Source organism: Rhodobacter sp., assembly GCA_020637515.1.
Taxonomy (GTDB): Bacteria; Pseudomonadota; Alphaproteobacteria; order Rhodobacterales; family Rhodobacteraceae; genus Pararhodobacter.
Genome location: JACKKG010000001.1, coordinates 601124 through 615438 on the forward strand (window position 1 = coordinate 601124; position 14315 = coordinate 615438).

A 14315-nucleotide genomic window follows, 5' to 3' on the forward strand; every position below is an offset into this window, starting at 1 on the left:
ACTTCACCCAGTCACAGGGCTAGCAGACAGGTGTGAACCGCGGGTTAATCCGTGCCGGGAGGCAGGGGCACGCGCCCGCCGGGCCCCAGCACCCAGACCTGCTGCCCCTCGATCACGACGGCGGTCAAGGGCCCGCCATAGGCGGCGCCGCTGTCGATGTTCACACGGTTTCCGTAATGGGTGGGCGCGGAAATATGCGTGTGTCCGTGCACCACCAGCCACGGATGGGGATCTGCAAACTCCAGGAACGGGGCGCGGATCCAGGTCAGATCGTCCTCGGTCTGGTCGTCCAGCGGCACACCCGGCGCGATGCCGGCGTGCACGAACAGAACCTCGCCGCGCAGGAAATGGCAGGGCAGGTCGGACAGAAACGCGCGCTGTGCCGGGGGCACGGCGGCACGCGCCTGCACCGGCGTGGCATCGCCAGGCAGGCCATAACTGCGCAGCGTCGCCGGCCCGCCGATCTTTGGGTGCAGATAGTCCAGCTCGGCCCGCAAACGGTGATCGCGCTCGCCTTCGAGGAACCGCGAGAACATGCGGTCGTGATTGCCTTTCAGCACCACCCAGGGCTGCCCCGTCATCTGGCCCGCCATCAGCCAGGCGATCACGCCGCGCGAATCCGGCCCCCGGTCCACCAGATCGCCCACATGCACGACCGGGGCCTCGGCATCGGCGACGCGGGCGCGGTCGGCGGCGATCCAGTCATGCGCCTGCTTGAGCAGGTCGATCTGGCCGTGAATGTCGCCGATGGCATAGGTGCGAGGGGTCATGCGCTGGGTCCCGGTTTCCTGCCGCCTTGTGCGGGAAATCGCGGTCGGGTGCAATCATCGGGCCGCCACCAGCAACCCGCGCAAGACCTCGACGCTGCGTTCGGTGGCGGCGACGGCGGCCGACAGGTCCAGCGTTCCCAACCGGGCGACGGCGATGCAGGGCTCGATCCCGGCGCGGGCCTCGCCGGGCCGCAGGACAGGGCGGGCAAGACCCGTCACCCCGGCCTCCAGTTGGCCCTGCGTGACCACATACCCCTTGCGCCGCCCCTGCGTCACGTCCGGCGATTCGCCCGGCTGCGCGGCGCGGCCCGCCAGGATCGCCAGCCCGGTCGCCCCCAGGGTCAACGGATGACGCACGCCCACGCGATAGGACAGCCGCATGAAACCGGCCTCGGCCTCGTGCACCTGCGAGACGACGCAGGTGTCACCCTCGGCCACGGCGATGCAGGCGGTGCAGCCCGTGGCGCGCGACAGATCGGCCAGAACGCGCGCGGCCTCGGTCTGGAAATGGGGCGCGAAACGCGCCGACAGCGCCAGCGTGCCCGCGCCCAGCGTCACCCGCCCGTCCGGCGCGCGGGCGACCAGCCCGTGCCCTTCCAGGGTGGCGACGATGCGATAGGCGATCGCCTTGTGCACGCCCAGCGCATCCGCCAGCGCCTGCACGCTCAGCCCCGCGCTGTCGGCGATCAGTGCCAGGGCCGCCAGGCCCCGGTCCAGTGTCTGCAAGGTCGTCATGGCGCGATTGACCCGTCCCTGGGCATGGTGTTACGCATATAGCACCACATGTGACGGATAAAGATCAAGGAGGGATCGCATGTCCGGCTGCCCCATGCACCAATCCAGCGACCGCGCGCGCGCGTTCGATCCCTTTGGCCCCGCGTTCCAATCCGATCCTCCCGGCGCGCTGGCCTGGGCCCGCGACGGCGAGCCGGTCTTTTACTCCGAGGTGCTGAACTACTGGGTCGTCACCCGCTATGCGGACATCAAGGCGGTGTTTCGCGACAACCTCACCTTCTCGGCCTCGGTCGCGCTGGAAAAGATGGTGCCCCCCACAGCCGAGGCGGTCGAAATCCTGAAGACCTATGCCTTTGACCTGCGCAAGACCCTGGTGAACGAGGACGAGCCCATCCATATGGAGCGCCGCCGCGCGCTGCTGGATGCCTTTTCCCCCGCCGCGCTGGAAAGCCACGAGGCGATGGTGCGCTCGCTGGTGCGCGACCGGGTGGATGCCATCATCGACACGGGCGAGGCCGACCTGGTCAAGGCGCTGCTATGGGAGGTTCCCCTGACTGTCGCCCTGCATTTCCTGGGCGTGCCCGAAAGCGACATGGGAAAACTGCGCGAGTTTTCGGTGGCCCACACGCTCAACGTCTGGGGCAAGCCCAGCGACGACGAGCAGGCCGAACTGGCGCATGGCGTGGGCCGTTTCTGGGCCTATTGCGGCGCGGTTCTTGAGCGGATGAAGGCCAACCCCGACGGCCACGGCTGGATGCACGACATGATTCGCGCCAACCGCGAAATCCCCGAGATCGTCACCGACAATTATCTGCACTCGATGCTGATGGCGATCATCGTCGCCGCGCATGAGACGACGGCGCTGGCGGGCGCGAACATGATGCGGCGGATGCTGGGCGACCGGGCGGCCTGGCGCGCGGTCTGCCGCAACCCCGACCTGATCCCCAACGCGGTCGAGGAATGTCTGCGGCACTCGGGCTCGCAAGTGGCATGGCGGCGGGTGACGACCACCGACACCACGGTCGGCGGCGTGCCGATCCCCGAGGGCGCGCGGCTTCTGATCGTCTCGGCCTCGGGCAATCATGACCCGCGCCAGTTCGAGAACCCCGACGCGCTGGACCTGTGGCGCGACAACGCGGCCTCGCATCTGACGTTCGGCTATGGCGCGCATCAATGCATGGGCAAGAACCTGGGCCGCATGGAACTGCGCGTGATGCTCGAGGAACTGACGCGCCGCCTGCCGCATATGGCGTTGCAGGATCAGACCTTTCACGCGCTGCCCAACGTCAGTTTCTATGGCGTGGACCGGGTTCTGGTGCACTGGGACCCCGCGCAGAACCCTGAACGCCGCAATCCCGCCCTGCGCGCGGGCACCCGCCGCTTTCCCATCGGCGCCCCCGATGTGCGGGTGCTGACCCGCGCGCTGCGGGTCGCCAGGCTGGCGCCCGTGGCCGAGGGCGTGCTGGGCCTGACGCTGGAAGACCCCGAGGGCGCGCCCCTTCCCCCCTGGTCGCCCGGCGCGCATATCGACCTGCACCTGCCGGGCGATCTGACGCGGAAATATTCGCTCTGCGGTGAAAACGGCGCCTGGTCGCTGGCCATCCTGCGCGAGGATCAGGGCCGCGGCGGGTCGCGCTGGATCCATGACTCGTTGCGCGCGGGCGACATCGTTCACACGCGCGGCCCGCGCAATCACTTCCGGCTGGATGACAGCGCCCCCGCCCATGTCCTGATCGCGGGCGGCATCGGCATCACCCCCATCCTGGCGATGGCCGACCATCTGCGCGACCGGCCCCACGCGCTGCACTACGCAGGGCGCAGCCGCGCCGGCATGGCGCTGCTGGACCGGGTGACACGCGATCATCCCGGCGCGCATCTGTGGATCGGGGACGAGGGGCGGCGCATGGACCTGCCCGCGCTGATCGCCGCCGCGCCCCCGGGCGCGCAGGTCTGCGTCTGCGGCCCGGCGCGGCTGATCCAGGGGGTCGAGGCCGCCTGTGCCGCCCGCCCCGACCTGATCCTGACCTTCGAACATTTCGATCCGGTCGATACCGCGCTGGACCCGGACCGCGACCACGCCTTTACCGTCGAACTGCTGGATTCCGACCTGACCCTCACCGTGCCCGCCACGCGCAGCCTGCTGGACGTGCTGCACGAAACCGGCATCGACGTGCCTTGCGACTGCGGCGAGGGTCTGTGCGGCACCTGCGAGATCGAGGTCGCCGACGGAGGGATCGACCACCGCGACCGCGTTCTGACCCGCACCGAGCGGGCCGAGGGGCGGCGGATGATGGCCTGTTGTTCGCGCGCCGCGGGGGATCGGCTGAAGGTGCGCCTGTAATCTGTATTTACATCACGGATTTTCGCGCTACCTCTTGAGGCAGGAGGTCCCGCCATGCCCGACAAGCCCGCCCGCTTTGCCTCGCCGCCATGTTACGCGGCCGAGGTCGCGCCCGATTACTTCGATCCCCTCGCGGTCGATCCGCAACAGGCCCGGGACGTCGCCCGCTGGCGCAAGGCCGAACGGACCCGCCTGCTCGACACGCGCAGGGCCCTGTCGGTCGAGGCGCGGCGCGACTGGGGCCAGGCGCTGATGCGGCACCTGCACAGCCTGTTGCCGCATGTCCCGGGCTGGGGGGCGGGCACCGTCTTTTCCGCCTATTGGCCGATCAAGGGCGAGGCCGACCTGCGCCCGCTGATGGCCGACCTGCACGCGCAGGGAATCCGCATTGCCCTGCCGCTGGTGGAAACCAAGGCCGCGCCGCTGGTCTTTCGGCAGTGGACGCCGGACACCACGATGGTGCGCGGCGACTGGAACATCCCCGTCCCGCCCCCCGACTCGCCGGTGGTCACGCCGCTGGTGTCGCTTGCGCCGCTGGTCGGATGGGAGGACGGCGGCTACCGGCTGGGCTATGGCGGCGGGTATTTCGACCGCACGCTGGCCGGGCTGCACCCGTTCACTATCGGCGTGGGGCTGCAATCGGCCCGCCTGGCGACGATCTTTCCGCAACCGCACGACATCGCGCTGAACGTGATCGTCACCGAGGACGGCGTGCAGGTCTTTCGCTAGAAATCGACGGCGATGCCCTTCTTTTCCCAGTCGCCGTAGCGCACCGGCTCAGGCCCGTCGCGGCCGCCCAGTTCCCTGGGCGGGGTCGGGGCGGCTTCGGCGGCCTTGCGGCGGGCCTCGGCCTCGGCCAGGGCGCGCTGGGCGGCGGGCGGCAGGTCGGAACGGTCCATCGGCTTTCCTTGCACGGTGCAATCGGCTAGGGGCAAGCTAAACGTCCCGCATGCCGTGAACAAGACCGAGGCCCCATGATCGCCCCCATTGACCCGCGACGGTTGGCCGCCCTGATGGTGCAGGGCGTGATCGACGGCCAGATGCTGCCCGAGGTCCCCGTGCCCGCCGCCGATCCCGCCACCCGCGCGCAGGCGCTGCGGTTGGCGTTGGCGACGCTGCGCAACCTGGCGCGCGCCGACACCGTTCTGCGCCCCCACCTGCGCCACGAACCCGCGCCGCCGGTGATCGCCGCGCTGCGCGTCGGCGTCGTGGCGATGCTGGACCAGGGCGAGGCCGCGCACGGGGTGGTCAATGCCACGGTCGCGGCACTGAAGGCGGCGCCCGCGACCGCCCGCGCCGCCGGGCTGGCAAACGCCGTGCTGCGCAAGGCGGCCGCGTTTCCGGGCTGGGCCGACCTGCCGGTGCAGCGCCTGCCCGGCTGGCTGCGGCGGCGGTTGAAAGGGGTTTACGGCGAGGAGACCCTGCAAGCCATCGAAGCCGCGCATCACCGGGGCGCCGCGCTGGACCTGACGCTGAAACCGGGCGCCACGCCCCCCGCCGGCGCGCGCGCTATCGGCGCCTCGTGGCGGCTCGATTCCGGGGTGCAGGTCAGCGCGCTGCCCGGCTATGACAGCGGCGACTGGTGGGTGCAGGACGCCGCCGCCGCGCTGCCCGCCGGAATGCTGGCGGTGCAGCCCGGGGACACGGTGCTGGATCTGTGCGCCGCGCCCGGCGGCAAGACGATGCAACTGGCCGCGGCCGGGGCGGCGGTGACGGCGCTCGATCTGTCCGAGGGGCGGCTGAAGCGCCTGCGCGAGAACCTGGCGCGCACCGGCCTGACCGCCGCCGTCGTCTGCGCCGACATACTGGACTGGGCACCGCCCGCGCCGGTGGACGCGGTGCTGCTGGATGCGCCCTGTTCCGCCACCGGCACCATCCGCCGCCACCCCGACCTGCCGATGGTGCGCAAACCCGCCGATGTGGACGGGTTGACCGCCCTTCAGGCGCGGCTCATCGACCGGGCACTGGGCTTTCTGAAACCGGGCGGGCGGCTGGTCTATTGCACCTGTTCGCTATTGCCCGACGAGGGCGAGGCGCAGATTGCCGCCGCCCTGGCCCGTCATCCCGGCCTGACCGTCGCCACCCCGCCCCAACCGCTGGGCCGCGCCACGCCGGAGGGCGGCTGGCGCACGCGCCCCGACGATCACGAAGCCGGGATCGACGGCTTCTACATGGCGCTTCTTCGCCGCGCCCCGGCGTGATCGCGTGACAGACCGGCGCCGGGGCGGTATGCCCAACGAAAAGAGGTGAGGCATGGATCACGGCTGGGCAGCGCGCAAACGCCGGTGGGGCAACCGCCTCGCCGCGCGCGCGGTGCGCTCGGCGCCAGCGGCGGGTGGCTTTACCTCGATGCCGGAGCCGCGCACCGTGGGCTTCTTTGCGCGCGGCCGGCAGATCGCGCAGGGCAATTTCCTGCTGTCCGGGCACATGGTCGAAACGCTGGAACCCTGGACGGTGGACCCCCCCTCGCAGGGGTTCGCGGATGAACTGCATGGCATGAGCTGGCTGGACCATCTGGCCGCCAATGGCGACCGGACCGCGCGGCTGGCGGCGCAGGGCTGGGTGTTCGACTGGATCGACCGCTTCGGCATGGGGGACGGCCCGGGATGGGCGCCCGACCTGACAGGGCGCCGCCTGCTGCGCTGGCTGCATCACGCGATCTTCCTCACCTCGGCCCGCAGCGGCGCGGAAAACCAACCCTTTTTCGCCGCCCTGGGCCGCCAGACCGCGTTCCTGGCGCGCCGCTGGCAGGCCGCAGAACCCGGCCTGCCCCGGTTCGAGGCCCTGACCGGCCTGCTTTACGCCGCCTATGCCCTGCTGGGCATGGACGGGTATCGCGAGGCCGCGATGCAGGCCCTGTCCACGGCGTGCGCGCGCGACATCGACGCGGGCGGTGCCATCGCCAGCCGCAACCCTGAGGACCTGCTCGAAGTCTTCACCCTGCTGACCTGGGCCAAGCTGGCGCTCGAGGATGCCGAACACCCGGTGCCCCCGGCGCTCGAGGCCGCGATCGACCGCATCACGCCGTGCCTGCGCACCCTCAGACACGCCGACGGCGGGTTGGCCCGCTTTCACGGCGGCGGTCGCGGGATGGAGGGGCGGTTCGAACACGCGCTGGCCATCGCCGCCGTGCCGGTGCGCCCGACGTTGCCGCAGGCGATGGGCTTTGCCCGGCTGGAAGGCGGGCGCACCAGCGTGATCGTCGATGCCGCCGCCCCGCCCGCCGGGCCGGCCGCGCAGCGCGCCCATGCGTCGATGCTGGCGTTCGAACTGACCTCGAACCGCAGGCCGCTGATCGTCAACTCGGGCTCGGGCGTGCCCTTTGGGCCGGAATGGGAAAAGGCCGCCCGCGCCACCAATTCGCATTCGACCCTGTCGATCGACGGCACGTCCTCGGCCCGGTTCGGCCGCGCCAGCAAGCCCGAGGACGGTGGCGCGCCCCTGGTCGATGGGCCCGATCTGGTTACGCTGCACCGCACGGACGAACGCGATGCGGCCTCGTTGCTCATCAGTCATGACGGCTATGTGGCCACCCACGGGCTGACCCATGTGCGCACGCTGGAATTGTCGCGCGACGGGCGCGTGTTGCTGGGCGAGGATACGCTGGCGGCGCTGGAGCCCAACCATCGCAAGACCTTCGACCGGCTGCTGAACGCCAGCCGGATGCGCGGCATCGCCTATTCGCTGCGCTTCCACCTGCACCCCGAGGCCGACCCCTCGCTGGACATGAACGGCAGCGCGGTCTCGGTCGCGCTGCCCTCGGGCGAGATCTGGGTGTTCCGCTTCGACGGGCCGGGGCGCCTGTCGCTGGAACCCTCGGTCTATCTGGAAAAGGGCCGACTGGCGCCGCGCCCGTGCCAGCAGATCGTCGTTCGCGCCGCGATCCTGGACGAAACCAGCCAGATCAACTGGACACTGGCCAAGGCACAGGATACCCCGCTGGCAATTCGCGACATCGGCCGCGACACCGGCCTGGCCCTGCCGCGAGATCTGTTCGCTCTCGACTGAGGACCGCTGCCCCATGACCGACATCGTCCCGCTGAAACGCGCCCTGCTCTCTGTTTCCGACAAGAGCGGTCTGATCGACCTGGGCCGCGCCCTGGCCGCCAAGGGGGTCGAGCTGGTCTCGACCGGGGGCACCGCCAAGGCGCTGCGCGACGCGGGGCTGGCCGTCAGGGACGTGGCCGACCTGACCGGCTTCCCCGAGATGATGGACGGCCGCGTCAAGACGCTGCACCCGATGGTGCACGGCGGCCTGCTGGCGCTGCGCGAGGACGCCGGACACCGCGCCTCGATGGACGAACACGGCATCCTGCCGATCGACCTGCTGGTGGTGAATCTCTATCCGTTCGAGGCCACCGTGGCGCGCGGCGGCGATTATGACGACTGCGTGGAAAACATCGACATCGGCGGCCCGGCCATGCTGCGCGCGGCAGCCAAGAACCACGCCTGGGTCACCGTCATCACCGACCCCGCCGATTATGCCCCGCTGCTGGCGCAACTGGAGCAGGGCGGCACCACGCTGCGGTTCCGGCAGGACATGGCGGCGAATACCTATGCCCGCACCGCCGCCTATGACGCGGCCGTCAGCGCCTGGTTCGCCAGCACGCTGGAAACCCCCGCGCCGCGCCGCCGCGCCTTTGCCGGCACCCTGGCGCAGACCCTGCGCTACGGCGAGAACCCGCACCAGTCGGCGGCCTTCTACACCGACGGCACCGGCCGCCCCGGGGTCGCCACCGCCGTGCAGCACCAGGGCAAGGAGCTGTCCTACAACAACATCAACGACACCGACGCGGCGTTCGAACTGGTGGCCGAATTCACCGACGGCCCGGCCTGCGCGATCATCAAGCACGCGAACCCCAGCGGCGTCGCGCGCGGGGCGACCCTGCTTCAGGCCTACAAGGCGGCCTTCGACTGTGATCGCACCTCGGCCTTTGGCGGCATCGTCGCGCTGAACCGGCCGCTGGACGCCGAGACCGCGCACGAGATCACCGGCATCTTCACCGAGGTCGTGATCGCCCCCGGCGCCAGCGACGAGGCCCGCGCCATTTTCGCCGCCAAGAAGAACCTGCGCCTGCTGACGACCGAGGGGCTGCCCGATGTGCGCGCGGGCGGGCTGACCTTTCGCCAGGTCGCCGGCGGCTTTCTGGTCCAGGACAAGGACAACGGCTTTGTCGGTCTGGACGATCTGAAAGTGGTCACGAAAAAGGCCCCGACCGAGGCCCAGATGCAGGACCTGCTCTTTGCCTGGAAGGTCGCCAAGCACGTCAAGTCGAACGCCATCGTCTATGTCCGGGACGGCGCCACCGTGGGCGTCGGCGCCGGGCAGATGAGCCGCGTGGACAGCGCCCTGATCGCCGCCAAAAAGGCCGAGCGCATGGCCGAGGTCCTGGGCCTGCCGCAACCGCTGACCCTTGGCTCTGCGGTGGCGTCGGACGCGTTCTTCCCCTTCCCCGACGGCCTGATGGAGGCCGCCGCGGCCGGGGCGACCTGCGTCATCCAGCCCGGCGGGTCGATGCGCGACGCCGAGGTCATCGCCGCCGCCGACGAGGCGGGCCTGGCGATGGTCTTCACCGGAATGCGCCATTTCCGGCACTGAGATGAAGATCGCGCTCTGGACCTCGATTCTGGTGATCGCGCTGGATCAGGCGCTGAAATGGCTGGTGGTGGTCGGTCTCGATCTGCCGGCGGTCCTGCACATCGACCTCTGGCCGCCCTTTGTCGCGCTGACCATGGCGTGGAACCGGGGGGTGAATTTTGGCCTGTTCGCCGACGAATCGCAGCTTCTGCGCTGGGGTCTGGTGGTGCTGCCGGTGATCGTCAGCGCGCTGGTCTGGCGCTGGACCCGCAAGGAAGGCGCGCGCCCGGCGATGCAACTGGCGGCGGGGGCGCTGATCGGCGGCGCCCTTGGCAACGCCATCGACCGCGCCATTTGGGGCGCGGTGGCGGATTTCCTGAACGTTTCGTGCTGCGGATGGACCAATCCCTGGGCGTTCAACGTCGCCGATATCGCGATCTTTGTCGGCGCCTTCGGGCTGATCCTTGCCGCCGGGGGAAAAACGCCCCGTGACGGCGGGACAGGCTTGGGCTAAACAGGGGCACCTCAGAGGACCGGGGACCACGGATGAGCACTCTTCGCCTTGGCGTCTTGATCGCGTTCGGCCTGTTGGCCGTCAGCGCCTGCTCGCGGGCCGGCGAAACGCCGCAACTGATGAACCTTCAGGCGCGGCAGGACAGCCCGGACGAATTCTCGATCGTGCCGACCAACCCGCTTCAGGCGCCGTCCGACTACCGCACCTTGCCGACCCCGACCCCGGGCGGCACCAATCTGGTCGATCCCGATCCCCGGGCCGAGGCCGTGGCCGCAATGGGCGGGCGCCCCTCGGCCGGCCAGTCGCGGGGCGTGCCGGCGGCCGATGCCGGTCTGGTCCGCTATGCCGGGCGTCAGGGCGTGGACCCGGAAATCCGTCAGGAACTGGCGTCCGAGGACCTGCAACTGCGTCAGGGCACGCGCGTCCGCCCGCTGGAACGCCTGTTCAACACCAACATGTATCGCCAGGCCTACGAGGAACAGCTCCTCGACCCGCAGGACGAACTGCAGCGCTGGCGCACCCGGGGCGTGCGCACCCCCGCGGCCCCGCCGCCCGGTCAGTAATCGCGCCGGCTTCACAACTGCGGCAACCCCCGTTGCGCGCCGGCCGTTCGCCGGTAATTCTGCGGGCGACCCCAGGACCGGAGCCTACCCCATGTTCTTCGCCAAGCGCCTGATCGCCGTCGCCTTTCTGCTGGCGGCGACCTCGCTGTCCGCCCGCGCCTCGGAGCCGGTGGAATTCACCCTGGACAACGGGATGCAGGTCGTCGTGATCGAGGATCACCGCGCCCCGGTGGTGGTGCACATGGTCTGGTATCGCGTCGGCGCGGCCGACGATCCGGCAGGCCATTCCGGCATCGCCCATTTCCTGGAACATCTGATGTTCAAGGCCACGGACACGATGGAAGAGGGCGATTTCGACCGCATCGTGCAGGCCAATGGCGGCACCCACAACGCGTTTACCAGCTGGGATTATACCGCCTATCACCAGCGCGTTGCCGCCGACCGGCTGGGCCTGATGATGCAGATGGAGGCCGACCGCATGACGCATTTGCGGCTGGACCGCTCGGACTGGCTGCCGGAACGCGACGTGATCCTGCGCGAACGCGGGCAGACGCTGGAATCCAGCCCCGACCGCGTGTTCGGCGAGCAGATGCGCGCCGCACTGTTCCAAAACAGCCCCTATGGCAGGCCGATCATCGGCTGGCGCCACGAGATGGAGCAACTGACCGGCGACATCGCCGCGGCCTTTTATCACCAGCACTATGCGCCGAACAACGCGATCCTGGTCGTCGCCGGCGATGTCACCCCCGACTCGGTCCGCGCTTTGGCCGAACAGTATTACGGGCCGATTCCCCCGGTGGCCGACCTGCCGCCGCGCGATCACCCCGTCGAGCCGCCGCAATACGCCGAACGGCGCCTGGTGATGCACGATGCACGGGTGGGCCAACCCTATCTCTACCGGCTGTATCTGGCGCCGCGCCGGCAGGCGGGCGACCAGCAACAGGCGGCGGCTTTTCAGGTGCTGGCGGCGCTGCTGGGCGGATCGTCGCAGACCTCGGTTCTGGAACGCGCGCTGACCTATGACCAGAACGTCGCCGTCAGTGCCTGGGCAGGCTACGACGGCACGGCGCTGGATCAGGGGACCTTTACCCTGGGCGTGATGCCGAAACCCGGCGTGACCTTGCAGCAGGCCGAGGACGCGATGGATCAGGTCGTGGCCGAATTCATCGCCAACGGCCCCGACCCCGAGCAGTTCCAGCGCGTGCGGATGCAACTGCGCGCCAGCGCGATCTACGACCAGGACGACACCGCCGGACGCGCGCAGAACGTTGGCGAGGATCTGGCGATCGGCCTGACCTTGCAGGATTATCACGACTGGCTGGGCGCGCTGGAATCGGTCACCCCCGAGGATGTCGTCGCCGCCGCGCGGCAGTTGAACCGCAACGCCTCGGTCACCGGCTGGCTGATGGGAGAGGATGCTCAATGATCGCCCGTTTTCTCAGCGCCGCCGCGCTGGTCTGCACCCTCGCCCTGCCCGCCGGCGCGGTCGAGATCCAGGAAGTGACCTCGCCCATGGGCCGCACCGCCTGGCTGTCCGAGGAGCACTCGCTGCCTTTCGTGTCGATCCAGGTGATCTTTACCGGCGGGGCCGCTCTGGACCCGGCGAGCAAGGCGGGCGCCGTATCGCTCATGACCTCGCTTCTGACCGAGGGCGCGGGCGACATGGACGCTCAGCAATACGCCGCCGCGCTGGAATCGCTGGCCGCTGACGTGACGTTCCAGGCCAGCCGCGATTCGGTCACCATGACGATCCGCGCCCTGACCGAGAACCGCGACCAGGTGATCGACCTGGCGATGCTGGCGCTGACCGATCCGCACCTGGATCAGATGAGCCTGGACCGCGTCCGCGCGCAGGCCATCGCCTCGCTCGAACGCGCGGCGCGCAACCCGAACACCATCGCCCAGCAGACCTGGGCCGCCGACGGCTATGCGGGCCACGCCTATGCCACGCCGACCGACGGCACGCCCAACACGCTGGGCGCGCTGACCCTCGATGACATGCTGGACGCCCATCGCGCCGCTTTCACCAGCGATCTGGTCTATGTTGGCGCGGCGGGCGACATCACGCCGGCCGACCTGGGCGCCATCGTGGACCGGATCCAGGACGATCTGCCGACCTCGAACACGCCACTGCCCACCTATCGCAGCTATGACGCCACGCCGGGTGTCACGGTGGTCCAGGTCCCGGGCCCGCAATCGGTGATCCAGTTCGGCCACGGCGGGCTGCGCTGGGACGACCCCGATTTCATGCCCGCCTATGTCATGAACGAGATTTTCGGCGGCGGCGGCTTTGGGTCGCGCCTGATGCACGAAATCCGCGAGGAACGCGGCCTGACCTACGGCATCTATACCTCGGTCGCCTCGTTCCGGTTCGGAGACAGCTTCGTCGGTCGCTTTTCCACCGGCAACGAGACCGCCGCCGAGGCCATCGACCTGGTGCGCCAGCAATTCCGCTGGCTGGCCGAGGACGGCATCACCCAGGAGCAGCTGGACCAGGTCAAGACCTACCTCACCGGCGCCTACCCGCTGCGCTTCGACGGCAACGATTCCATCGCCTCGATCCTGGCCTCGATGCAGTTCCAGGGGTTCCCGCTGAACTACGTCAATATCCGCAACGATCTGGTGAACGCCGTCACGCTGGACGACGTGCGCCGCGTCGCCCGGCGCCTGGCCCAACCCGACGCGCTGCACTTCGTGGTGGTGGGCCAACCCGTGGGGGTCGAAAGCGGGACGGACGAACCGCGCCACGATTGACCCGTCCGCGCGCGGCAGGCAGTTTCGCACCATGAGCAAACGCCTGAACCTGAAACGCGCACGGCCTCATACCCGCAGACGCCCGGCCCATACCGCGGCAGGCTGGATGATCGTGGGGCTTGGGCTGGTTCGAACGGATCGTGCTGCTGGCCACTTTCGCGTCGATCCTGCTGGCAAGCTTGGCCTTCTGGATCGACTACAACGACCGGATCGAGGCCCGCCGCGTCAACGCCGCAACCCTGACTGAAATTGCGGCCAGTCATGCCGCCCGGCGCGAGGAAGCCATCGCCCGCGCCTGGACCACCCTCACAACGCCCGCGCCTGGCAATTCCGGCAAGCGGGAAGCGATGGAGTATCTGGCCGCGCAGGGGGTTTCGCTGAGCGGTATCGACCTGTCGTGCGAACGCATGGGGGCGGATTGGTCCTTCAATCTGATGCGCGAACGCATGGAGTGTAACGCTCCGACCGCCCTGACTCGACTCTCCTTGCCGCCAAGGAATGGCCAAGGGGCCGTGCTGCGCGGCGCCAATCTGTCTGGCAGCGATCTGAGAGTTGCCGATCTGCGGCAAGCGATTCTGGTTGAAACGAATCTGTTTCGCGCCTTGTTCGCGAGTGCTGATCTTCGCTCGGCCAATTTTGCGGATGCCAATCTGCGAGATGCGAACCTGTATCTTGCCAATCTTGAGGGAGCGTTCATTGCGGGCGCTGACCTCTCGGGTGCATATTTGATTTCCGCGAACCTGCTGCGAGCCAATTTGTGGAACGCGCTGCTGATCGGGGTCGATGTCACAAACGCGAATTTTCGGGAAGCCAACCTTTCGGGCGCGGATTTCACCGGGACCATCGGTCAGGGTCAGGCGGATTTCTCGGCAGCGTGGACCTGGCACGACCAACCACCCATCGGACTGGACCCTCGTGTCGCCGTTGTGCATTGTCAGTTTGACCCGACGAGTCATATCCGTACTTACCGCCCCGAGCCCTGCATTGCGCCGCCCGATTGACCGCCGACTCGCTTTCGTCCGGCGGGCCGTCATGCTATGCCTAGTAGCATGAACGCCAG

At 69.2% G+C, this 14315-nt stretch carries 13 protein-coding genes; 10 read left to right on the plus strand and 3 right to left on the minus strand.

Annotation, left to right across the window (positions count from 1 at the left end; genetic code table 11):
* Positions 1-44: 44 nt before the first annotated feature.
* Together H6900_02910 and H6900_02915 are read right to left on the minus strand one after the other, a co-directional pair.
* Positions 45-770: a serine/threonine protein phosphatase gene (locus tag H6900_02910; protein ID MCC0072220.1), complete on the minus strand. Its 726-nt coding sequence runs from the start codon at positions 768-770 to the stop codon at positions 45-47.
* A gap of 54 nt (positions 771-824) precedes the next feature.
* Positions 825-1505, minus strand: a complete 681-nt coding sequence (locus H6900_02915) for a helix-turn-helix domain-containing protein (GenBank protein ID MCC0072221.1) — start codon at positions 1503-1505, stop codon at positions 825-827.
* A gap of 79 nt (positions 1506-1584) precedes the next feature.
* Between H6900_02915 and H6900_02920 the strand changes: the two genes are divergently transcribed.
* Together H6900_02920 and H6900_02925 are read left to right on the plus strand one after the other, a co-directional pair.
* Complete coding sequence (locus H6900_02920) at positions 1585-3846, plus strand: cytochrome P450 (protein ID MCC0072222.1); 2262 nt, start codon at positions 1585-1587, stop codon at positions 3844-3846.
* Between the two features lie 54 nt (positions 3847-3900).
* Positions 3901-4575 carry a 5-formyltetrahydrofolate cyclo-ligase gene (locus H6900_02925; protein MCC0072223.1) on the plus strand — a complete coding sequence of 225 codons (675 nt, stop codon included), beginning with the start codon at positions 3901-3903 and terminating at the stop codon, positions 4573-4575.
* Here H6900_02925 and H6900_02930 read toward each other — a convergent pair.
* Positions 4572-4745: a DUF1674 domain-containing protein gene (locus tag H6900_02930; GenBank protein MCC0072224.1), complete on the minus strand. Its 174-nt coding sequence runs from the start codon at positions 4743-4745 to the stop codon at positions 4572-4574. The two genes, H6900_02925 and H6900_02930, sit on opposite strands and share 4 nt — an antisense overlap.
* 75 nt (positions 4746-4820) lie before the next feature.
* On the opposite strand from H6900_02930, the gene H6900_02935 reads away from it, so the two are divergent.
* From H6900_02935 to H6900_02970, 8 genes are all read left to right on the plus strand, one after another.
* Positions 4821-6047, plus strand: coding sequence for a methyltransferase domain-containing protein (locus tag H6900_02935; protein ID MCC0072225.1), 1227 nt, complete (start codon positions 4821-4823; stop codon positions 6045-6047).
* A 52-nt stretch (positions 6048-6099) separates the two neighbouring features.
* On the plus strand, positions 6100-7854 hold the full coding sequence (locus H6900_02940; protein MCC0072226.1) for a heparinase II/III family protein: 1755 nt from the start codon (positions 6100-6102) through the stop codon (positions 7852-7854).
* A 13-nt stretch (positions 7855-7867) separates the two neighbouring features.
* On the plus strand, positions 7868-9445 hold the full coding sequence (gene purH, locus H6900_02945) for a bifunctional phosphoribosylaminoimidazolecarboxamide formyltransferase/IMP cyclohydrolase (protein ID MCC0072227.1): 1578 nt from the start codon (positions 7868-7870) through the stop codon (positions 9443-9445).
* Position 9446: 1 nt separating this feature from the next.
* A complete protein-coding gene (gene lspA / locus H6900_02950; GenBank protein ID MCC0072228.1) occupies positions 9447-9938 on the plus strand; it encodes a signal peptidase II in 492 nt (163 codons plus the stop codon).
* Positions 9939-9970: 32 nt separating this feature from the next.
* Positions 9971-10501: a DUF3035 domain-containing protein gene (locus H6900_02955; GenBank protein MCC0072229.1), complete on the plus strand. Its 531-nt coding sequence runs from the start codon at positions 9971-9973 to the stop codon at positions 10499-10501.
* 91 nt (positions 10502-10592) lie between these two features.
* Entirely contained in the window at positions 10593-11927 is a 1335-nt protein-coding gene (locus H6900_02960) for an insulinase family protein (GenBank protein ID MCC0072230.1), read from the plus strand.
* Positions 11924-13255 carry an insulinase family protein gene (locus tag H6900_02965; protein ID MCC0072231.1) on the plus strand — a complete coding sequence of 444 codons (1332 nt, stop codon included), beginning with the start codon at positions 11924-11926 and terminating at the stop codon, positions 13253-13255. Before H6900_02960 ends, H6900_02965 begins: the two co-directional genes overlap by 4 nt.
* 119 nt (positions 13256-13374) lie before the next feature.
* Positions 13375-14256 (plus strand): pentapeptide repeat-containing protein, encoded by an 882-nt coding sequence (locus H6900_02970; GenBank protein ID MCC0072232.1) that lies wholly within the window; start codon positions 13375-13377, stop codon positions 14254-14256.
* Positions 14257-14315 lie beyond the last annotated feature (59 nt).